Origin of the sequence: Mangrovimonas spongiae (assembly GCF_003944795.1) — a bacterium.
In the GTDB taxonomy this organism is placed as follows: Bacteria; Bacteroidota; Bacteroidia; order Flavobacteriales; family Flavobacteriaceae; genus Mangrovimonas; species Mangrovimonas spongiae.
This window is the reverse complement of record NZ_RWBG01000004.1, coordinates 323,818-345,030: the sequence shown is the minus strand read 5'-3', so window position 1 is coordinate 345,030 and position 21,213 is coordinate 323,818. Positions and strand designations below refer to the sequence as shown.

Annotated in this window: 19 protein-coding genes and 2 tRNA genes; 8 read left to right on the top strand and 13 right to left on the bottom strand. The window is 33.1% G+C overall.

Annotation, left to right across the window (positions count from 1 at the left end):
* Positions 1-23: 23 nt before the first annotated feature.
* Positions 24-96: transfer RNA gene (locus EJA19_RS10590), tRNA-Lys, on the top strand.
* A gap of 60 nt (positions 97-156) precedes the next feature.
* Positions 157-242: transfer RNA gene (locus tag EJA19_RS10585), tRNA-Leu, on the top strand.
* Between the two features lie 6 nt (positions 243-248).
* Here the strand turns inward: EJA19_RS10585 and EJA19_RS10580 are convergent.
* From EJA19_RS10580 to EJA19_RS10555, 6 genes are all read right to left on the bottom strand, one after another.
* Positions 249-812: a TlpA family protein disulfide reductase gene (locus EJA19_RS10580; RefSeq protein ID WP_125468333.1), complete on the bottom strand. Its 564-nt coding sequence runs from the start codon at positions 810-812 to the stop codon at positions 249-251.
* A gap of 77 nt (positions 813-889) precedes the next feature.
* Positions 890-3,154 carry an aconitate hydratase gene (locus tag EJA19_RS10575; protein WP_125468332.1) on the bottom strand — a complete coding sequence of 755 codons (2,265 nt, stop codon included), beginning with the start codon at positions 3,152-3,154 and terminating at the stop codon, positions 890-892.
* Positions 3,155-3,369: 215 nt separating this feature from the next.
* Entirely contained in the window at positions 3,370-4,323 is a 954-nt protein-coding gene (locus tag EJA19_RS10570; RefSeq protein ID WP_125468331.1) for an AAA family ATPase, read from the bottom strand.
* 3 nt (positions 4,324-4,326) lie between these two features.
* The gene (locus tag EJA19_RS10565; protein WP_125468330.1) at positions 4,327-5,784 is read right to left on the bottom strand and encodes a peptidylprolyl isomerase; all 1,458 of its coding nucleotides are present in this window, start codon (positions 5,782-5,784) and stop codon (positions 4,327-4,329) included.
* Complete coding sequence (locus EJA19_RS10560) at positions 5,747-6,604, bottom strand: peptidyl-prolyl cis-trans isomerase (protein ID WP_125468329.1); 858 nt, start codon at positions 6,602-6,604, stop codon at positions 5,747-5,749. Before EJA19_RS10560 ends, EJA19_RS10565 begins: the two co-directional genes overlap by 38 nt.
* On the bottom strand, positions 6,605-8,554 hold the full coding sequence (locus EJA19_RS10555) for a peptidylprolyl isomerase (protein WP_125468328.1): 1,950 nt from the start codon (positions 8,552-8,554) through the stop codon (positions 6,605-6,607).
* Positions 8,555-8,778: 224 nt separating this feature from the next.
* On the opposite strand from EJA19_RS10555, the gene EJA19_RS10550 reads away from it, so the two are divergent.
* Together EJA19_RS10550 and EJA19_RS10545 are read left to right on the top strand one after the other, a co-directional pair.
* Entirely contained in the window at positions 8,779-9,639 is an 861-nt protein-coding gene (locus EJA19_RS10550; protein ID WP_125468327.1) for a hypothetical protein, read from the top strand.
* A 79-nt stretch (positions 9,640-9,718) separates the two neighbouring features.
* Positions 9,719-10,174 (top strand): SRPBCC family protein, encoded by a 456-nt coding sequence (locus tag EJA19_RS10545; protein WP_125468326.1) that lies wholly within the window; start codon positions 9,719-9,721, stop codon positions 10,172-10,174.
* Positions 10,175-10,176: 2 nt separating this feature from the next.
* Here the strand turns inward: EJA19_RS10545 and EJA19_RS10540 are convergent, their stop codons facing one another.
* The 3 genes from EJA19_RS10540 to EJA19_RS10530 form a co-directional block, all read right to left on the bottom strand.
* Positions 10,177-12,609, bottom strand: a complete 2,433-nt coding sequence (locus tag EJA19_RS10540) for a T9SS type B sorting domain-containing protein (RefSeq protein WP_125468325.1) — start codon at positions 12,607-12,609, stop codon at positions 10,177-10,179.
* Between the two features lie 149 nt (positions 12,610-12,758).
* Positions 12,759-13,991 carry a glycosyltransferase gene (locus EJA19_RS10535; RefSeq protein ID WP_125468324.1) on the bottom strand — a complete coding sequence of 411 codons (1,233 nt, stop codon included), beginning with the start codon at positions 13,989-13,991 and terminating at the stop codon, positions 12,759-12,761.
* Between the two features lie 5 nt (positions 13,992-13,996).
* Positions 13,997-14,473 carry a heme-binding domain-containing protein gene (locus tag EJA19_RS10530; RefSeq protein WP_125468323.1) on the bottom strand — a complete coding sequence of 159 codons (477 nt, stop codon included), beginning with the start codon at positions 14,471-14,473 and terminating at the stop codon, positions 13,997-13,999.
* A 35-nt stretch (positions 14,474-14,508) separates the two neighbouring features.
* On the opposite strand from EJA19_RS10530, the gene EJA19_RS10525 reads away from it, so the two are divergent.
* Positions 14,509-15,075, top strand: a complete 567-nt coding sequence (locus tag EJA19_RS10525) for an adenylosuccinate lyase (protein WP_125468322.1) — start codon at positions 14,509-14,511, stop codon at positions 15,073-15,075.
* Positions 15,076-15,145: 70 nt separating this feature from the next.
* Positions 15,146-16,489 (top strand): adenylosuccinate lyase, encoded by a 1,344-nt coding sequence (purB, locus tag EJA19_RS10520; RefSeq protein ID WP_125468321.1) that lies wholly within the window; start codon positions 15,146-15,148, stop codon positions 16,487-16,489.
* Positions 16,490-16,745: 256 nt separating this feature from the next.
* On the opposite strand, the gene EJA19_RS10515 is transcribed toward purB, so the two are convergent.
* The 4 genes from EJA19_RS10515 to EJA19_RS10500 are packed head-to-tail and all read right to left on the bottom strand — an operon-like array spanning position 16,746 to position 18,887.
* The gene (locus EJA19_RS10515) at positions 16,746-17,297 is read right to left on the bottom strand and encodes a DUF4252 domain-containing protein (RefSeq protein WP_125468320.1); all 552 of its coding nucleotides are present in this window, start codon (positions 17,295-17,297) and stop codon (positions 16,746-16,748) included.
* A gap of 20 nt (positions 17,298-17,317) precedes the next feature.
* Positions 17,318-17,878 (bottom strand): DUF4252 domain-containing protein, encoded by a 561-nt coding sequence (locus EJA19_RS10510; protein WP_125468319.1) that lies wholly within the window; start codon positions 17,876-17,878, stop codon positions 17,318-17,320.
* Between the two features lie 27 nt (positions 17,879-17,905).
* Entirely contained in the window at positions 17,906-18,391 is a 486-nt protein-coding gene (locus tag EJA19_RS10505; RefSeq protein ID WP_125468318.1) for a hypothetical protein, read from the bottom strand.
* Positions 18,378-18,887 carry an RNA polymerase sigma factor gene (locus EJA19_RS10500; RefSeq protein ID WP_125468317.1) on the bottom strand — a complete coding sequence of 170 codons (510 nt, stop codon included), beginning with the start codon at positions 18,885-18,887 and terminating at the stop codon, positions 18,378-18,380. The genes EJA19_RS10505 and EJA19_RS10500 overlap by 14 nt, the downstream gene beginning before the upstream one ends.
* Positions 18,888-19,020: 133 nt before the next feature.
* On the opposite strand from EJA19_RS10500, the gene EJA19_RS10495 reads away from it, so the two are divergent.
* Positions 19,021-19,761, top strand: a complete 741-nt coding sequence (locus EJA19_RS10495; RefSeq protein ID WP_125468316.1) for a hypothetical protein — start codon at positions 19,021-19,023, stop codon at positions 19,759-19,761.
* On the top strand, positions 19,761-21,188 hold the full coding sequence (locus EJA19_RS10490) for a S41 family peptidase (RefSeq protein ID WP_125468315.1): 1,428 nt from the start codon (positions 19,761-19,763) through the stop codon (positions 21,186-21,188). Before EJA19_RS10495 ends, EJA19_RS10490 begins: the two co-directional genes overlap by 1 nt.
* Positions 21,189-21,213 lie beyond the last annotated feature (25 nt).

Genomic DNA, 21,213 nt, shown 5'->3' with positions numbered 1-21,213 from the left:
CCCTCGTTAAGAGAAACACAGGAGACTTGGTAGCTCAGTTGGTAGAGCATCTCCCTTTTAAGGAGAGGGTCCTGGGTTCGAGCCCCAGCCAAGTCACAAAAAAAGTTAAGCATTTCGCTTAACTTTTTTTATTTTTACTTACCTCTATTATATTAAGCGCACGTGGCGGAATTGGTAGACGCGTTAGGTTGAGGGCCTAATGACCGCTTTTGGTCGTGGAAGTTCGAGTCTTCTCGTGCGCACTTATATTATTCCTTTAGCAATTGGTTTATTAAGCTTCTTACTTTATCACTATTCCAATTTGCTGCTCCTGTTTTATCTATTACAATATTTCCTTCTTTATCTATTAAAAACGTTCTAGGAATACTACTTACATCAAAGTCTGATGGATATTGAGTTATAGAACTATGCACATTAAAAGCATACTTGTTCTTATTTAAAAACTGTTGTAAAGTTTCAATATCTTCATTGGAAACAAAATAGAAATCAATTTTATCATTATAATCCAGATATAATTCGTTTAAGTTAGACATTTCTGCAATACATGGTGGACACCAAGTTGCCCAGAAGTTAATAAGCACTACTTTTCCTTGAGACTCTGAAAAATTAGATTGATTACCGTTTACATCTTCTAAACGCCAATTATACGTCGTTATTTTCTGTCTATCTTCTTTATTTATTGTTGAGGGTGAAATGAGCGCTAAGCCTTTTTGTAGAAACACCTGTATTGGTTGTCGTGTTTGCGGAATAATAAGTAAAGCTATAAACACGAAAAATACTATGTTTTTTATTTGTGTTTTTTTTAATTTCATATGAAAATGAGTTTAGGTACATCATAAAAAAAGCTCCTGTGTTTCAGGAGCTTTTAATAAAAATATCTATTCCTTGATTATGCGTTTTGAGCGGCAATAAGATTTAATGCAGAACCTGCGTTATACCAAGCAATTTGAGCTTCGTTATACGTATGATTTACTTTTATTTCATCTTTACTACCATCTGCATGAACTATTTCGATAGTTAATGGCTTATCTGGTGCAAATTCATTTAAATCTAAGAAATTGAAAGTATCGTCTTCTTGAATTAAATCATAATCACTTTCATTATCAAATGTTAAAGCTAACATTCCTTGTTTCTTAAGGTTTGTTTCATGAATACGTGCAAAAGACTTAACAATTACAGCAGCAACACCTAAGTGTCTTGGCTCCATTGCCGCATGTTCTCGAGATGATCCTTCACCATAGTTGTGATCTCCTACAACAATTGTTTTTATACCTTTAGCTTTATATTCACGTTGTGTATCTGGTACACCTGCATATTCACCTGTAATTTGGCTCTTAACCATATTGGTTTTCTTGTTATAAGCATTAACAGCACCAATTAAACAGTTATTAGATATGTTATCTAAATGCCCACGGAAACGTAACCATGGTCCAGCCATAGAAATATGGTCGGTTGTACATTTTCCGAAAGCTTTAATTAACAGCTTCGCTCCTTTTATTTCGTCACCTATTGGTTTAAATGGTGTTAATAGCTCTAACCTTTCAGAGTCGTCGGCAACAACAACTTCTACATTACTACCGTCTTCAACTGGATTAACATAACCGTTTTCTTTAACTTCAAAACCTTTTGGTGGTAATTCCCATCCTGTTGGTTCATCTAACATGACTTCTTCACCATCCTCATTAATTAACGTGTCTGTCATTGGATTAAAGTCTAAACGACCAGCAATAGCGATAGCTGCTGTCATTTCTGGAGAAGCTACAAAGGCATGCGTATTTGGGTTTCCATCGGCACGCTTAGCAAAGTTTCTGTTAAATGAGTGTACAATACTGTTTTTTGGAGCGTTCTTAGGGTCTTCATAACGCGCCCATTGACCAATACAAGGCCCACAAGCATTGGTGAATATTTTAGCATCTAGTTTTTCAAAAATATCTAAAATACCATCACGCTCTGTTGTATATCTTACTTGTTCTGAACCTGGGTTAATACCAAACTCAGCTTTTGTTTTTAATTTTTTATCTAAGGCTTGCTGTGCAATTGAAGAAGCTCTTGATAAATCTTCGTAAGATGAATTTGTACAAGATCCAATTAATCCCCATTCTACAGCTAAAGGCCATTCGTTTTGTTTAGCTTTATCTGTCATAGTACCTACTTCAGTTGCTAAATCTGGCGTAAACGGACCATTTAAGTGAGGCATTAATGTAGATAAATCGATTTCAATAACTTGATCGAAGTATTGTTCTGGGTTCGCATAAACCTCATCATCTGCAGTTAAATATTCTCTAATTTTGTTTGCTTCATCTGCAACATCTTCTCTATCTGTAGCACGTAAATAACGCTCCATAGAGTCATCGTAACCAAAGGTTGATGTTGTAGCTCCAATTTCGGCTCCCATATTACAAATGGTTCCTTTACCTGTACAAGATAAGTTTTTAGCACCTGGTCCAAAATATTCTACAATAGCTCCAGTTCCTCCTTTTACGGTAAGAATCTCGGCCACTTTTAAAATGACATCTTTAGGTGCAGTCCAACCTGAAATATTTCCAGTTAACTTTACCCCAATTAATTTAGGAAACTTTAACTCCCAAGCCATTCCTGCCATAACATCTACAGCATCGGCTCCACCAACACCAATAGCTACCATTCCTAATCCTCCAGCATTAACTGTGTGAGAATCGGTACCTATCATCATACCTCCTGGGAAGGCATAATTTTCTAAAACGACTTGGTGAATAATTCCTGCGCCAGGTTTCCAGAATCCAATACCATATTTATTTGATACTGATGCTAAAAAGTCAAACACTTCGCTACTGGTTTCGTTGGCACGCTTTAAATCGGCCGCAGCACCTTGTTTCGCTTGAATTAAGTGATCGCAGTGTACTGTTGTTGGAACAGCAACTTTATCCTTACCGGCTTGCATAAATTGTAACAACGCCATTTGTGCCGTTGCATCTTGACAAGCAATACGGTCTGGAGCAAAATCTACATAATCTTTTGATCTTGTGTACGCTTTTGTTGGCTCGCCATCCCATAGGTGAGCGTATAAAATCTTTTCTGAAAGTGTTAATGGTTTACCTACCACTTCACGTGCTTTATCCACGCGCTTTGGCATTTCGGAGTAAACCTTTTTAATCATATCAATATCAAATGCCATATTAATTTTTAGTTTTTTTATTGTAAGTCTCGCAAAAATACAAATTTTGCTACGATTTTAAAAATATGTAACAAATAAGGTTTAAGCTTGAGATATTTTCAATAAAACAACAAAAACAGCAATGTAAAATACGATATTCTTAATTTAAGAATTAAAAATGTAATAAATTAACAACCTAAACTTAAATAAATGAGGATTGAGTTATTTAGAAAGAATTAAAATAAACTTTTGATGATTTCTTTCTCTGAAATTCCTTCGGCCTCTGCCTTATAGTTTTTTATAATTCTGTGTTTTAAAATACTATGCGCTACAGCTTGTACATCTTCAATATCTGGTGAGAATTTTCCATGAATAGCAGCGTGAGTTTTTGCTGCAAGAATTAAATTTTGCGAGGCTCTTGGTCCTGCTCCCCACTCAATGTAGTTTTTTACTAAATCGGCTGCTGTATTAGAGTTAGGTCTTGTTTTTCCTACTACTTTTACAGCGTATTCCACAACATTATCGGCAACGGGTATTTTTCGTATTAAATTTTGAATATCTACAATTTCTTGTGCCGTAAATAAAGGATTAACGGTTTGCGTATTATCTGCTGTGGTAGATTTTACCACATCAACTTCTTCTTGGAAAGAAGGATACTCTAAATCTACAGCAAACATAAATCTATCTAATTGTGCTTCTGGCAATGGGTAAGTTCCTTCTTGCTCTATTGGGTTTTGAGTTGCTAACACGAAATACGGCAAATCCAACTTATAATGATGCCCTGCAACGGTTACTGCGCGCTCTTGCATAGCTTCTAGTAAAGCGGCTTGTGTTTTTGGTGGTGTACGGTTTATCTCGTCTGCAAGAATAATGTTTGAGAATACAGGGCCTTTAATAAATTTAAAATGACGGCTTTCATCTAAAATTTCACTACCTAGAATATCGCTTGGCATAAGATCTGGTGTAAACTGAATACGTTTAAAGTCTAATCCTAAAGCTTGGGCAATGGTTTTTACCATTAAAGTTTTTGCCAATCCTGGAACACCAATTAATAGTGTATGTCCGCCAGAAAAAATAGAAATTAATACTTGCTGAACCACATAGTCCTGCCCAACAATTACTTTAGCTATTTCTGCTTTTAGCGCATTATACTTTGTTACAAATTCTTCGATCTTAGCTACGTCTGACATATATTATTGTTTTAACCAATTTCCTGAAAAATCGCAATCTTTATACTCGCCATTAATTTTAATGTAAGTATCCATTATTTTTTCGTCTTGCCATTTTTCGATTGCTTTAAAACGCTTTTCGTTTAGTGCTAGTTCTTTAATTTTTAAATAGTCTTTGGAGTAATCTGCCACATGTTCGTTGACTCTGTCTGTAACACGCATAATTTTAAATTTCATTATGCCTGTACGCGTCGTCTCGGTAATTATAGGACTAATTTCGGCTTCTTCTAAATCTTGAATTTGCCCATATAACTCTGGATCCATTTTTGTTAATTCAAAGTTATAATCTTGCGTGGCAGGATTAATTAAAAATCCGCCTTCACTTCTGGTTTCTTTTTCGTCACTTGATTCTCTGGCAGCATCTTCAAAAGAAATATCTCCTGAAACTATGCGTTCTCTAATATTTTCTATTTTCTCTCTAGCTTCTCTTACTGCTGATTGAGATACTTCTGGAATAAGTAATATATGTCTTACATCGTATTCTTGCCCTCTAACTTTCTCTAAATAAACAATATGAAATCCAAAATCGGTTTCGAAAGGATCTGAAATTTCACCTTCTTGAAGCGAGAATGCAGCTTCGCGAAACTCTTTAACCATTCGTGGTTTATTTCGGTTTAACGTGTATAAGCCTCCATTGGCTTTAGATGCTTGATCATCTGAATACAGAACAACTTTGGAACGAAAATTCGCTCCGTTTTCTTGAACGTCGGCTTTAAATTGCTTTAATTGATTTATGGCACGTTGTCTGTTTTCTTCTGAAACTTCGGGCTCTATCACAATTTGCGACACTTTAAGTTCTGTACCAAAGGTTGGTCTTTCGCTTTCTGGAATTTTATTAAAGAACTCACGTACTTCTTCTGGTGTAACTTCTAGCTCGCTAACAATTTTCTTTTGCATTTCGCCAGCCAATCGTTCAGATTTATTGATTTCGAACATTTCTTCGCGAAGTTCTTTTTCAGATTTTCTGTTGTAGAAAGCGATTAATTCTTCCATGCTTTTTCCAGATTGTGCCATCATTTGCTGAAGTTGATAATCTACGCTAGAACGTATTTCGGCATCGGTTACTTCAATACTATCTTGTACAGCATGGTGTGCGTATAGTTTATCTTCTAGCATTTTTCCAAATAACTGGCATCTAGACACGCCTTGTAAAGAAGCTCCGCTAGCTTTAAGTTCTAAGATTGTTTTATCTATATCGGAATCTAGAATAATATAATCACCTACTACTGCTGCTACACCATCTATTTTTCTGGTTTGAAATGATGTTAGAGAATCTTTTGTGTTTGTTACAGCTACTTTAGTACTATCGTCTGAAATTATTTCTTGTGCTGTTGAAAACAGACTAAGAAAACAAGTAAGTGCAGTAAATAATATGGTGTTGGTTTTAATGGTAAATTTCAAAGTTTTTATTTTTTGTTGCATCTTTAGTAATATCTTTCTCCAGCTCTTTAATAAGCTCTAACTTTCTTTTATTTATAACAATTTCGTCTATTGTAGGTTTTACGTATTCTAATGGTGCTGTACTGTTACGCGTTAGCACATCGTTTACGTGCATCAAATATAAACCTAATGAATCTTTAAGTTGTATAAAATTAGATTTTTTTAACAGTTGGGTTTTATTTTCGATGGTTATTGCAGGAACTTTGTCGACTACTTGATCTAGTTTAATCCAAACCGAGTCTTTTAACGAATAGGATTTAAATTGAACCGATATCGAATCTAAATGTTTTTTATCGCTTGCATTAAAACGCTTAAATTTTTCTTTAATCGTCTCTAGGTTAATAGCATTTTCATCTATATGAATGTAACGGAATTTTATTAAATCTTCGTTTAAACTAAATACCGACTTATTGCCTTCGTAATAGGATTGAGCTTCGGAAAGCGTTACTGTTGTGTCTATATTTTTATCTACCAAGGCCTCTAAGTAAGCATTGGAAAACAAATCGTTTTTATACTTTACTGTTAAATCTTCAAATGCTTGTATTTGCTCTTCGGATAAATTGCGTTTTGCACCTTCAACTAAAAGTTGTTGGGTTGCCCAACGGTTTATGTAATTAGTTACTAAAACAGTACTATCGTCTTTAGATAAATTGTCTGACAACAACTTTTCTACATCTTCTTTATACAAGTAGGTGTCGTTTACTCTAGCTATGGGAGTTCCTTCTTCTGTTTGTTTAAAAAAGTGACAAGAACTTAGCGTAACTAAAAATAGGCTTAACAGTATATATTTAGATGTGTGCAATTATTGATTAATTTGAGATTTCACTTTACTTAATACGGCCTCGTTAACGACAACAGTATACTTTTCATGAAGTTGTTTTACAAACTCTTGCTCTTTATAATTTTGAAAATCTGTTAAAACAAGACCTTCAATCTCATTAAATTCTTTTAATGTTTTTGGAAGCACATCTTTTACATTAACAACCAAAAAAGCGTCATTTTTATGGTATATTTTCGACACGCCTTTTTTAAAATTAAAGTCTTCTGGTAACGATTGATGATTTTTCTCTAAAACTCCAGAAGTAAAAATTACATTCACCTTATTATCTTGATTGATTTTGCTTTTAATACTTTCTGTCGTTTCGCCGTTGGCAAGCATTTTAGATACTTTTTTAATAACACTTTTCTTTGCCGATGATGCCACTACAGCATCTATTCTTGTATTCCAAAAGTAATTTTCTTTATTTTTTTCGTAAAAAGCTTTTAAGCCTAAGGTATCTTCTTTAGCGGCATTCCAAATTTCTGTCTCCATTAGGTCAAATAATAACAATCCGTCTCTATATTCAGTAATAATATTGGCATACTCTTCATTTACATCTTCTAAATGCGCTTCTCTGTATTCAATTAAATGATTTCCTAAAAACACCTTATATTGTTCTTCTACTAAAACATTAATTGGTTTTTTACCACTTTGTCGTCTTTGTGTCTTGACCAAATAGTTTCCAAAATCTGAATATTTTAATTGCAAATCGCCAATTTTAACTAAGTTTTCTTCCGATTTAAAATCTTCTGGTAATTGCCAGGTTCTTTTAAAGTAATCTTCATTTAAAATTGATTTAAAATAGTCTAAAGCATCGTTATTTGTTGATATTTTATAATCCTGCTTAAGTTTATTTACTAAAGCCTCGTTTATAAGTTGCGACCTGGAATCCCTTTTTACTTTTGCTTCTAATTGAGATTTCATATCGTTAAAAGATCCCATAGGTGATATCTTGTACAACTTAACAATGTGCCATCCAAATTGCGTTTGAAATGGCTTTGATACTTCACCTTCTTTTTGCAATGAAAAAGCAACATCTTCAAACTCCTGAGAACTTAATTGCCCACCTTCAAAAGCAGGTAAAAGGCCACCTTTTTTGGCAGAACTTATATCATTTGAAAATTGTTTAGCTAAAGCTTCAAAATCTTCTCCTTGCTGAAGTTTTTGATATATTGCATTAATTCTTGTTTCGGCATTTTCTTGTGTTGTATTTTCTTTATTATTTGAAATCATGATATGAGCCACCGTGCGTTCTCCCCGAGATGCTCTTTTATCATCGACTTTTACAATATGATACCCAAACCTTGTTTTAAATGGCATAGATATGTCTCCTACAGGTGTATTATATGCAGCATTTTCAAAGTTATAAACCATTTTAAATCCTGAAAAATACCCTAAATCTTCTGCAAAAATAGTCTTTCCGTTATGTACATCGTTTTTTACACTTTCAAAGCCCTCGTTTAAAACTCTTTCTCGCAACTTTATTAACTCGTTATAAGCAAAAAGAGTGTCTTCTGGTTTAGGGTTTGGATTAAGTTTAATTAGAATATGACTTGCTTTAATCTCGTTAGTTACCCTTTCGTAAGCTTCTTCTACTAATTCGGTTGTTACTTGATTGTTGGTTAGGTAGTTTTTGGCTAGTTGCTTTTTATAGCCTTCTAGCTCTCTTTGGTAAGATGTTTTTTCATCAAGGCCTAATGCTTGTGCTTCTTTAAGTTTTAATTTATAATCTATAAATAGTTTTAAATATTCGTCTACATCTTTTTGCGATTCGTCTTTAACCAAATCTAAATTCTTCTTAAAAACTCTTATAAATTCTTCTGAGTAAACGGGGCTATCATCTACAGTAAATAATATATCGTTTTGAGAAGTTTGCGCCTGCAATACACTTGAACAAAAACATATTGCAAGAAAAAAATAAATACGAAGCATACTTTTATTTTAATATGAATACCTGCAAAAATAAAACAATTAGTCTATTAAGCAATGTTTATACGATGCAAGAAAATGTTAAAACAAAATTGCTTATTTAACAATAAAGCAACCCTGTTTTTAATTATTTATTAACACGAAAACGTTGTAGTTGTGTTTTACGCAAAAATAAAACCTCTTATTTGCTATATTGTAAAGACTATTAACTAATAAACAATTTTTATATGAAATTAAAACTACTTTTTCTTATTTATGTAATTTCTATACCTAGCTTAATATTTTCGCAATCTGTAGGGTTTCTTGGAGATTTTAATGACTGGGGAAACGATGTTAACATGAATACGACTGACAACATTACTTTTACCCTAAGTAATTATTATTTGCCTGATACAGGGTTAAAATTTAGACAAGATGATAGCTGGGATAATAATTGGGGTGGCACCACTTTTCCAACCGGTACTTGGGCTGATAACAACATTCCTGTAGAAGCTGGTTTTTACGACATTAGTATCGACATTGGGTCTACCGAGTATATTTTCACACCTGTTTCACCTTCCGATCAAAATGTAGGTCTTATTGGTGATTTTAACGGCTGGTCTAGTGATCTTGTTTTAAGCACAACCGATTATATTACTTATACCGCCAACAACGTAGCTTTAACTGCTGGTGAAGTAAAATTTAGACGAGATGGCAACTGGAATGTTAATTACGGCGGAACTACTTTATCTGGCACCGCTGTACCAAACTCTGGAGACAATATTCCAATTCCTAGCGATGACAATTACGATATTTCATTTAATATTAACACGTTAGAGTACTCCATTACAGAAACTCCAACCATGTCTATTAACAATGTTTCTAAGCAAACTAAAATATTTTTAACAAATAACCATTTACACATTAATGGTTATCAAGGCATGGCTACTATTACCGTTTATGATGTTTTTGGTAGAGTTATACAACAATCAAGTAATACTATAACTAATGACTTTAAAAAGCTTATTTCTTTACCAAAAAACCAGCTTTTACTTATTAAAGTTGAAGGCACTAACCTTAAAAAGGTTATTAAAGTAATTGCTCGATAAATATGCAAAAAACCATCTTAAAAAAGCGATTGTAAATACAATCGCTTTTTTTATTACTTTTAATAAAAGTTCATAAATCATGAAATACCAAGTAGAAGTTGTTGTAGAGTGCCCGATTGAAGAATTTGTAAAAAAATTTGATAATATGTCCAATATGAAACATTGGCAACGGGGATTAAAATCTTATGAATTTTTATCGGGTAACCCTGGGGAAATTGGTTCTAAAACAAAACTTATTTATAACATGGGAAAACGTCAAATGGAACTTATAGAAACCATTACTAAAAAACAACTTCCTAACGAATTTCATGCAACTTACGACACTAAAGGCATGCATAATGTACAAGAAAACTTTTTTAAAGAAACCCAAAACGGCCATACTAAATGGATCTCAAAATCTGAATTTATACCTACAAAATTTATTTATCGGTTAATGACATTACTTATGCCAGGCGCTTTTAAAAAACAATCCAAACAATACATGATGGATTTTAAAAGGTTTGCCGAAGACGGCGTTTCTGTCACAGAAAACTAGCGTTATCTTATTAAAGCAAAGTGTCCTTTTAATATTCTATGTTCTCCGGCATTAGTTATCATTCTAGCCATAAACCAATAGTCTGAGCTCGGTAAGTTTGCGCCTTTCAAGGTACCATCCCAGCCACCTTCAAAAGGAGTTATTGTTTGTATCATTTTACCATACCTATCGTAAATTGTAATGTAAGACGTTAATTTATATCCTTGTCCGGCTCCTTTAATGTTCCAAGTGTCATTTACATTATCTCCATTGGGAGAAAAGAACTTTTGATGTCCTAAGATTGAAAAATCTAATTCAGTCATTCCACAACCATTCTTGTCTCTAACGTAAAGTGTGTAACTTCCATAAGGCAAGTTATTAAAATACGGCATGTCTTGATAAGGACCAGAACTGCTTCCTATTGAAAACTCATAGTGTCCATCTCCTAAATGTTGTGTATTAATGGTTATACTATTAGTCTCACTAAAGTCTGTAATAGAAATATCTTCGTAACTTATATTTGGACTTGAAGAGGTTACAACCGATATGTTTTTAATATCAGAAAAACACCCATTTTCATTCTCTGCAATTACAAAATATTCGCCTCCAGAACCGACTTCTAAAGTAGGTCCTGTTCCTAAAATAGTTCCTGTAATATCTAACCACTCATAATTGTAAGTACCTTGAGGGTTGTAAATACTTAACGCAACTAATTCCTCATTTGAACAGAAAACCGTCCTATCATCTAACTGAAATTCTGGCTTAGGCTGAACTACTAAATTTAAATGCCCACCAATACCATAACAACCACCATTATCATCTTCAATTCTGACATAAAGAACTTCTGAAAAAAGATTTTGATTGGTATAAGGAACTGTAGCATTTATTTCATTTAATTCTAGCTGGGCATCTTCAAGAGTTTCGTAAAAATGAACACTTAAATTTTGAGTATCAGGAAATACATCTAAAACATCTTGTTCAGCATTCAATAGATTAAACTCTTCTATGCCTTCTTCACCAGTATCACATACCTCTAATGTTACTAAAAAATCATCGGGTAAAGCTGTGGTAGAAATCTCTAAATTAACCGTAATAACTTTAAAACATCCATTTTCTCCTTCTACTCTAACATAGATTTCGCTGGAATTAATATTATTATATGGATAAGCCTCTAATGAGTTTATTCCTTGATTGGCATTAGAAATATCGTCATAATATGAAATGGTGTAGGTTGATGTCTCTCCGTTTGTTATTAAATCTCCTATTTCATTTAAATTGAAATTAGTAAATCCGTCGGGAATGCCATCCTCATCGCAATTATTAAATGTAATTGGCGAATTTACTTCTGGTAATGCATAAACCGTAGCTGTTACAGGTACTTTCTCACCTTCTAAACAGTTGTTTGCCGTTGCCAAGGCGTAAAACGTAGTTGTTTCATTAATTTCAGGGGTAACAAACGTATTTCCAGTAGCAATAACATTTCCCGCTTCTGAGCTAAACCAATACACCGTACCTATTGAAGTTTGTACTTCTAAGGTTACGGTACCATTACCACAACGTTCTGCTTCTAATGTATTAATTATTCTAGGAATATTTAATTGCGTACTGGCTGATAAGTTTAACGTAGGATCTCCAGGCATACCGCCATATTCAACAATATAGCCTTTTGGTTCATAATCACCATCACCGCCAACATTAGGTAAGTCGTTCCAAGAACCTTGTACTCCTAATCCTGGTGCTGTAATATGTGCATAATCTTCTTCTCCTAAGTTGTTAGGCTCACCAGTATTCCAAAAGGCAAAATTTGGTGTAGATCCGTTTGTTCCACCATTCCAAAATATAGTCCCAGATTCTGGACCAGTAACCCATTTCCATTCGCCTTCTGTTTCGGCATCACTTCCGCCAATCCAACCTGTTCCAGCCGCTTGCTCTCCTGATAATTGTGCTTCGTCTTCAGATAGAATTGTTACTAAATAACCTTGCAACCCATAATAGGTTCTATTTTCAGCTAAAACTTTTGCGTCGTCCCAAGAAACACCTACATCGGCAACATACTCGTAATAATGTCCTGTAGAAGGCAAATAGTTAGCCTCACCTATGGTGAAAGAAAATGATTTTTCAAACTCTAAATCTATTGTAGTACTTTCAAAAACCACATCGTAAACTGCTGCAATTAAATCGGTATAAGCGACTTCATTTCCCGCAATTCCTGTTAAGGTTAATTTCCCTTGATTAGCATCCCAACTTGTTTGAATATTTGGGTGCGCCCCGGTTAACTCCAAAACATCACTACCAACTTGATATCCTGTAGAAATTTGGATGTAAAGAGCTTCTATTGTTGTATCATCAGGATCATCAATATTAAAAAAAGATACAATAGGCGTTTGGCTTAATGGACAATAAATTTGATTTCCAGTAGCTGTAATATTTGGAGGCTGGTTTTGAGAAAAACTCAAAATGCCATAACATAAAAAGAGAATAGTTATTAAAACACGGTTAAACAAAATAGCATTGATATTTATAAAGAAGGCTAAAAGTAATAAAATTAGATGGTCTACCTAAATTAAGAATAGATAAATACTTATAACAAGTATAAAGCTTGTCTTTATTTATTCTTTTCTTCTATCCATTTAGACATGAACTTGGTACTTTGGTGAAGATGATGTTGCAAAATACTTCCTAAAAAATTGTCTTGACGATGAGATTTTAAATTAGACTTTATGACTTTTAATTTACCCCAAAAATTATCTTGATGCTCATACTTGCAAAATCTTTGTTCTAATACGTTAAATCCATTTTTTTGCGATTCTTCCCAGAAAGATTCTTGACTATAAAGCTGGATTGTTTTTTCTACAAACTCATTAACATCATCACTTACAAAGCCGTTTGGTTGAGATGTTCCAAACATGCCTTCGGCTGCTATAGTAGACATGGCACACGGTGTTCCGTTTCTCATGGCATCAATTAGCTTACCTTTTAAACCGGCTCCAAACTGCAAAGGCGCTAAACACACACGAGACGATTGCATTACGGTATCTAAATCATCGACAAACCCTTTAATTAAAAACCCTTCTTTTATATTATGTAATTGGGTAACTTTTTGCGATTGATAAGCACCATAAATATGAAGTTCGGCATTAGGAAGTTGTGCTTTAATTTTTGGCCAAATAGTTTGCTTTAAATATAAAACCGATTGGTAATTAGGCTCGTGTAAAAATGTTCCTACTGTAATAAAATGATCTCTAGATTGATATCTGGGTAGCTTTTTTAAAGCTTTATTAGAAATTGAATTTAACATAAAAGGCAAATACAATAAAAGTGATGCATCAACATGAAACCTTTCTTGCAATAATGCCATTTCGTACTCCGAAATAAGTAAACTTAAATCGCAACGTAATATACTGGCTATTTCACGTTTTGCAGTATCGTTATAGAGATAATCATCATTAAATAATTCTTTATCTTTAAATGCTTGCTGTCTGCCTTTTCGTAAAAAATGTAAATCCTCTGTATCTAATATTCTTATAGCGTTTGGGCAACATTCTGCGACACGCCAACTAAACTGCTCTTCGGTTAAAAACCTATCAAATAAAACGATGTCTGGTTTTAACTCTGCCAGAAAATCATCAAAACTAGAATTGTTTAGTGCCACCTCAACTTCATGGATACCTATTTGCTCTAAGTTAAAGGCATTTTGGGTTTTCTTGGTTGTTGTAGCAAATGTTACATCGTAATTATGTGATAAGAAAAATGCTATTAACTGCATCATTCTGCTTCCAGCTGCAGAACTTTTTGGCTCTGGCCATACAAAACCAATTATTAAAAGTTTGTGTTTCAAAATGACTACTCTGGTCTTGGCTCTAAGGAATATTTAAACTTTACTTTATTAACCCAAGCTACAACAGCTTCTATTTGTGCATCGGAAAGTTTGGCTTCTTTATGCACCCAAGTATAAGACTCTAAAGGCATTTCTTTTTTTTCAACTAGTTCGCCAACTTCGTCTAATTTATGTTCTTTCTTTTTTGCCGAATACGACTCCCATTTTGAAAAATCTAACTCTTCTTTACCGTGTTCTATATGATCGTTTAACCAATAGTTAACAGGAGTAATTTTACTATACCAAGGATATCTTGTAACACTACTATGGCAATCAAAGCACGTTTCTTTAAGTATTAGTTTAACATCTTCTGGCGGATTTGTCTCTGCTAAAAACGGTTCTAATGTTACTAAATCGCCATCATTTTTTTCTGGCCCAAAAAATTGCGCTATAACAAATACTGCCAAGAGCAAAAACAAGATTTTCTTTAAAGTATTTTTCATTTTGATTAAATTTAGAGATAAAAATAGGAAAAGCCTTGACAACAAAACAACTTTACGACGAATTAAATTATGTTAATCATTCTAGAGAAAAACGTCTAAAGTATGCCAACTTGCTTCTAAATAATACAAATCTAGTTCCTAAAACTTTAGATATTTTATTTATGGTAGATGATAAAATATCGTGTCGCGCAGCTTGGATTATGGAGTTTATGTGTAGTGAACAACTAGATGCTATTATTCCGCATTTAGATTATTTTACAAAAAACATTAAAAAAGTTCATTTCGATTCGGCTGTACGTCCAGTAGCAAAAATTTGCGAATACCTTGCTAAAGCCTATTATGCTAAAACAGATAACGCCATAAAACAAGCATTAACAAACACCCATAAAGAACGTATTATAGAGGTTTGTTTTGATTATATGATTACCGATGAAAAAATAGCACCTAAAGCTTATTCTATGAACACACTCTTTTTATTTGGGCAGGATTACGCTTGGATTCATCCAGAACTTGCTTTAATTTTAGAACGCGACTACCACATACAAAGTTCAGGTTTTAAAGCAAGAGCTAGACACATTTTAAAAAAAATAAAGAATTCTTAAAAACGGGTATTAACCCTTCACTCTTCTACTTAAAACCGTTATCTTTGCCACTTCTTTAAAACAACACATCATGACGTTAACACAACTAAACGCCATATCGCCAATTGACGGTAGATACCGAAACAAAGCCGAAGCGCTTTCAACATATTTTTCTGAAGAAGCACTTATTAAATATCGTGTTCTTGTAGAAATTGAATACTTTATTGCATTATGCGAAATTCCGTTGCCGCAATTAAACAATTTTGACCACACACTTTTTGACGCGTTAAGAAACATATATAAAGAATTTACAGCCGAAGATGCGCTACAAATTAAAACCATAGAAAGTGTTACAAATCACGATGTAAAAGCCGTTGAATATTTTATAAAAGAAAAATTCGATGCTTTAAACATTTCTGAATACAAAGAGTTTATTCATTTTGGATTAACATCTCAAGACATTAACAATACCGCTATTCCTTTAAGTATTAAAGAAGCGATGAACGATGTTTATGTACCTGAATATTTTAAAACACTAAACACGCTTAAAGAGCTGGTTATAGAATGGAAAGACATTTCTATGTTGGCAAGAACACACGGGCAACCTGCGTCGCCAACACGTTTAGGAAAAGAAATTGATGTTTTTGTAAAGCGTTTAGAAGAACAATTTAATTTATTAAACGATATCCCGAGTGCTGCCAAATTTGGGGGTGCCACAGGAAATTACAATGCGCATAAAGTTGCTTATCCTAACATAGACTGGAAAGCCTTTGGTAGTAAATTTGTTCAAGAAAAATTAGGCCTTTACCATTCGTTTCCAACAACACAAATTGAGCATTACGACCATATGGCGGCGTTATTTGATTGTTTAAAGCGTATAAATACCATTATTATAGATTTAAATCGCGATATATGGACATACGTTTCTATGGACTACTTTAAACAAAAGATTAAAAAAGGAGAAGTTGGAAGTAGTGCCATGCCACACAAAGTAAATCCTATAGATTTTGAAAACTCCGAAGGTAACTTAGGAATTGCCAATGCCGTATTCGAGCACTTAGCAGCAAAACTTCCTATATCTAGATTACAAAGAGATCTTACCGATAGTACGGTTTTAAGAAACGCTGGTGTGCCATTTGCACATACAATTATTGGGTTTAAAAGCACACTTAAAGGACTAAACAAACTCCTTCTTAATGAAGCTAAGTTTAATGAAGATTTAGAAAATAACTGGGCTGTTGTTGCAGAAGCTATTCAAACTATTTTGCGTCGTGAAGGTTATCCAAATCCTTACGAAGCTTTAAAAGGGTTAACTAGAACCAATGAAAGAATAACACAGCAATCTATCTCAGAGTTTATTGATACTTTAGAGGTTTCTAACCATATTAAAAACGAATTAAAGAACATTACACCTAGTAATTATACTGGAATTTAATTTATGCTAACAGACAAACAATCTTTAGCTCTTTGCGCTTTTGTATTTATAGGGTTTTCCTTTTTTGGGATTTTAGACCTATTAAATAACTACGCTATTTCAGGCACATTATTACTGTGTTTTATACTGGTTATTGTTAATTTGATAATTAATAAATCTTCCGGAGAAAGTGAGGATGATGTTCAAGATTAATAACACAAAAAAGGCTCGCATGTTGCGAGCCTTTTTATTTTTTAAAAACTATATCGTCTAGCTTTTAAATATTTTTAAAGAAACCTTCCAATCCTTTTAATTGTGTTGTATCAATATCAGCTTCTCTAATGGCTTTTGTTAACGTAACTATTTTACTTGGCGACATATTATCACCTAAAACTCTTACTATGCCAAAGCCCATATCTTTAGAGCTTCCAAAAACTACAAACTCATCTACACTATCGTCCTCGCCTAAATACTTTATAACAACTTTTCCACCGCGATCGTTAAATTCCATCAAATCTTTATACTTCGTATCGTTTAAAATGGTTTTTACTTTTGCAACTTCAGTATTATAAGTTGTTAAATTACCAGAGTCTTTAATTTTATACCCTAAAAAGTTTAATTTTTCAACAGACTCGTAAGCGGCTTTTTGCTCTTCTGTTAATGTAGCCTTATCAAACATTACGATTGATGTTGGCAAATCTGCCGATGTAAAATCTGGGGTTTCTTGTCGGTCTACAAAATAGGTTTGTAACGTTTCTCCCGAATTACAGCTTGCTAGCATAACACATGCTAGCAAACCATAAAGGTATTTTTTGATTGATTGTATCATAATTGGATATAATTTATTTATTATTTTTTCTCTTCAAGATGTTCGCCACCTGGAATGTTCATTTTTTTGGTAAGTCTTGAAATTTGATTCAAGTCGATGTCTCCTGTTAAAGAAACAATTACAGTTTCAACATTTCGTTTCTTACCGTTAACTTCAATATCTGCTCCTTTTGTTACTTGAGAAAGACCATTAACAAACATTAAAAATTCACTTACATGATCTTCATCTTTACCTTCTTTAATATAAAATTTCATTTCTACACCATCATCTTTAACTTCCATTAATTCACTTAAAGAGCTTTTTCGTGATGTTACCCAACCTACCACATCTTTAGATATCGTTTCATTATCTGTAACAATGGTTTTAAAACTGGTAATACTATTTACCATATTTAAATACTCTTGCGCTTCAGGATCGTCGGTATTAATATCCATCTTTGCTAACATTTGGAACATTTTAGGCTTAATAGACACGTAAGTTACCTCTGGGTTTTCGCTGTATTTAGCAAAAATATCTTGTGCCATACCTGTTAACGGCAATAACATAATTGCCATAATTAAAAGTGCTATTCTATTTTTCATTGTATTACTATTTATTAAATTTATGATTTACTTTTTAAAAATTAAACTAGTTGTTTTATCCATTTCATTAAGGTAACCTACTTTAGAAACGCCTTTGTTGTACGTGTTTAAGTACTCTAGTTTTTCGGTACCTTTATTGAAATTACTTGAGATTAATTCTAACGACTGTACAAGTTGGTTGTAAGCTACTTTTGGGTCGTCGTAGGTTCCTAGGTCGTCTTGTTGTTGAAATACATTAGACTTGAAATAAAACCCAATTAAAAGAACGGCTACAGCTGCAACAGAAATCCATTTGGTATAAAAAGATACACTGCGTTTAGATTGTAATGGAACGTCTTTGGTAAACTGCTCTTTTTCATTTACTAAAAAATAAGTAAACATAGCTTTGTAACTCTCAAGGTGTGGCGGTACAGTTTCGTTAGTAAAATAGTGTTTTAACTGTTGCTCTTCTTGAAGCGTTGTTTCGCCATTGTCATACTTTTCTAGTAATTTTTCTATATTATTTAATACCATAATTATGCGTATTAGTTAATTTTTCTCGTATTGCTTTTCTTGCTCGTGATAAAGCCACTCTAACTGCTGTGTTATTCATATTTAGCATTTTGGCTATTTCGTCGTAATCGTATTGTTCGATATCTCTTAATTGAATAACCATTTTTTGTTGTTCGGGTAATTCTTCTATAATTTTCGATACCCAATTTACACTATCGTTAACTTCTATCTCTTTTTGCAACGATACATTGTGGTCTTTATAATTACTATGAACAATTTTTAAATTTTGTGCTTGTTTCGATTTTAATTTATCCAAGCAAAAGTTTTTAGTCATGGTCATAGAAAACGCCTCAACATTATTATAACTTTCTATTTTAGCTTTGTTTTTCCACAACTTTATAAGGACTTCCTGTGTGGCATCTTCCGCTTCTTCGGTAGATACTAACAATCGTTTTGCTAAACGAAACACCTTATCCTTAAAAGGCATGACAATATTTAAAAATTCGTTTTGGTTCATTTTTTTGGTTAGCTAAAATAACTTTTACTGCTATTTACCTTTACGACGATTAAGTATCTTTTTTGTTACAAAAAATTTTCATTCTATTTTAAAGTAAGTATTTTTAAAGGGTTCTTAATTTAAATTTTAAAATATGTTTAAAAAGTTGTCTTTATCTCTAATTTGTACTTTTATATTGTCTTGTTCTTCTGACGATTCCAATTCTAATGATAATAGCTCTCAACTAACGGGAAAATTAAAAAGTATAGAATGGAATATAGCTGAACCTGAATCTATAGTTAAAAGCACTTACAATTATGATTCATCTGGTTTATTAGAATCTGCAACAACCACTTACGGAAATAACACGCCTTCTACCACAACTTATTACTACAATGGTAATGGTCAAATTTGGAAAGTAACAGATATTACTAGCACAACCGAATATGAATTTAACAATAACTTAATTGTTTCTTCAACAAGGACATTTAATGATAACACATATTATAGAGAATATGAATACAACGAACAAAACCAATTAACACTTGTAAATTACTTTAATAATTCTACTATTGAAGGGTACCTTGTATTAACCTATAATGATTTTGGTAATCTTACCAACACAACCGAGTACATAAATGGTGAAGTTAACGAAGTATATAATTATGAATACGATTCTTACAACAACCCCTTTTTAACAGCTTTTGAGAACCAAGAAATTAGTAAAATAATTCAATATAGCTTAAATAATAAAACAGAAAGAGCCTGGACTAATAATATAGGAACCACTACTTTTACTAGAGAATATTCATATAACGAACTTGGTTACCCAATAACTATGAGTGAATATCAAAATAATGTTTTAAATAGCACAACTGAATATACTTATTATTAATGAAAACCATTAAAACTATCTTTCTACTTATTTTATCATTAAGTCTTTTTAACTGCTTTGATGATTTAGACGATAATCCCGCAACTACAACCGATATTAACGACTTTGTTTATCGCGGCATGAACATTTTTTATTTATATAAATATAATGTTCCAGAATTAGAAACCAATTTATCGCAAACGTCAAATTACAATAGTTATTTAAATAGCTATTCCTCTCCAGAAACTTTTTTTGAAAGTCTAATTTATCAACGTGAAACGGTTGACAGGTTTAGCTGGATTACAAACAACTACATTGCCTTAGAGCAACAATTAAATAGCGGCACAAACCTAAGTAATGGCTTGGAGTTTAATTTTTATTACGAACCAGGAAGCAGCACCAATGTTTTTGCTATTATCAGGTTAGTTTTAAATAATAGCGAAGCTTCTAGCCAAGGCTTACAACGTGGACAAATTATTCATGCGGTGAATGGTACCGAATTAACAGCCAATAACATTTCATCGCTTTTTAATCAGAATAATTACACGCTTAATTTTGCCGATTATAATGACAATGGCACTCCAGAAAATAACGATGATTTTATAGAACCTAACAACACAAGTATTTCGTTATCTAAAACAGTTTATACTGAAAATCCCGTTTATAGAACCGAGATTATCGATGTTAATGGTGAAAACTTAGGCTATTTGGCTTACAACAGTTTTACTCCAGATTTTAACACCCAATTAAATAACGCCTTTTCGACCTTTCAAGCTAATAATGTGCAACATTTAGTTTTAGATTTAAGGTATAATCCTGGAGGTTCTGTTAACTCAGCAACACTCTTAGGAAGCATGGTTACAGGACAATTTAATGGCGCTATTTTTGCGAAATTAAACTACAATGCCGATTTACAAGCCAATAACTCTATTTATAATTTTAGCAATAATTTTGATGGTACTTCAATTAACAGCTTAAACCTAGATAAAGTATATGTATTAACTTCGGGCAGTTCGGCTTCGGCAAGTGAAATGATTATTAATAGTTTAAAATCGTATGTTAATGTTGTTCAAATTGGAAGTTCTACCACAGGTAAATCACAAGCTTCCATAACTATTTATGATTCGCCCGATTATTTAAGCAGAAGCGATGCTAATCCAACACATACATATGCTATGCAACCACTTGTTGCTATTACTGTAAACACTAACGATGAACAAGTCCCTGCTACTGGTTTAGCACCAAACATTGAAGTTATTGAAGACCCAAAAAATTATGGCATTTTAGGTAATGAAAACGAACCATTATTAGCAGCTGCTATTGCCGATATATTAGGAACTGGAAGAACGGCTCCTTCTTCTTTTGAAAAAGCCAAACCTATCTCTACAAGAATAAACTTATCCCCTTTTGAAGATAATATGCATATTTCTCCTGAAGATATTAAATAAAAAAAGCCGCTCACTTAGAGCGGCT

Coding starts and splice junctions, on each gene's coding strand:
- EJA19_RS10545 (WP_125468326.1), top strand. CDS start 9,719: ATGAAATACCAAGTAGAAGTTGTTGTAGAGTGCCCGATTGAAGAATTT.
- EJA19_RS10510 (WP_125468319.1), bottom strand. CDS start 17,878: ATGAAAAATAGAATAGCACTTTTAATTATGGCAATTATGTTATTGCCG.
- EJA19_RS10580 (WP_125468333.1), bottom strand. CDS start 812: ATGAAATTAAAAAAAACACAAATAAAAAACATAGTATTTTTCGTGTTT.
- EJA19_RS10570 (WP_125468331.1), bottom strand. CDS start 4,323: ATGTCAGACGTAGCTAAGATCGAAGAATTTGTAACAAAGTATAATGCG.
- EJA19_RS10575 (WP_125468332.1), bottom strand. CDS start 3,154: ATGGCATTTGATATTGATATGATTAAAAAGGTTTACTCCGAAATGCCA.
- EJA19_RS10490 (WP_125468315.1), top strand. CDS start 19,761: ATGAAAACCATTAAAACTATCTTTCTACTTATTTTATCATTAAGTCTT.
- EJA19_RS10550 (WP_125468327.1), top strand. CDS start 8,779: ATGAAATTAAAACTACTTTTTCTTATTTATGTAATTTCTATACCTAGC.
- EJA19_RS10515 (WP_125468320.1), bottom strand. CDS start 17,297: ATGATACAATCAATCAAAAAATACCTTTATGGTTTGCTAGCATGTGTT.
- EJA19_RS10565 (WP_125468330.1), bottom strand. CDS start 5,784: ATGCAACAAAAAATAAAAACTTTGAAATTTACCATTAAAACCAACACC.
- EJA19_RS10500 (WP_125468317.1), bottom strand. CDS start 18,887: ATGAACCAAAACGAATTTTTAAATATTGTCATGCCTTTTAAGGATAAG.
- EJA19_RS10530 (WP_125468323.1), bottom strand. CDS start 14,473: ATGAAAAATACTTTAAAGAAAATCTTGTTTTTGCTCTTGGCAGTATTT.
- EJA19_RS10505 (WP_125468318.1), bottom strand. CDS start 18,391: ATGGTATTAAATAATATAGAAAAATTACTAGAAAAGTATGACAATGGC.
- purB (WP_125468321.1), top strand. CDS start 15,146: ATGACGTTAACACAACTAAACGCCATATCGCCAATTGACGGTAGATAC.
- EJA19_RS10495 (WP_125468316.1), top strand. CDS start 19,021: ATGTTTAAAAAGTTGTCTTTATCTCTAATTTGTACTTTTATATTGTCT.
- EJA19_RS10555 (WP_125468328.1), bottom strand. CDS start 8,554: ATGCTTCGTATTTATTTTTTTCTTGCAATATGTTTTTGTTCAAGTGTA.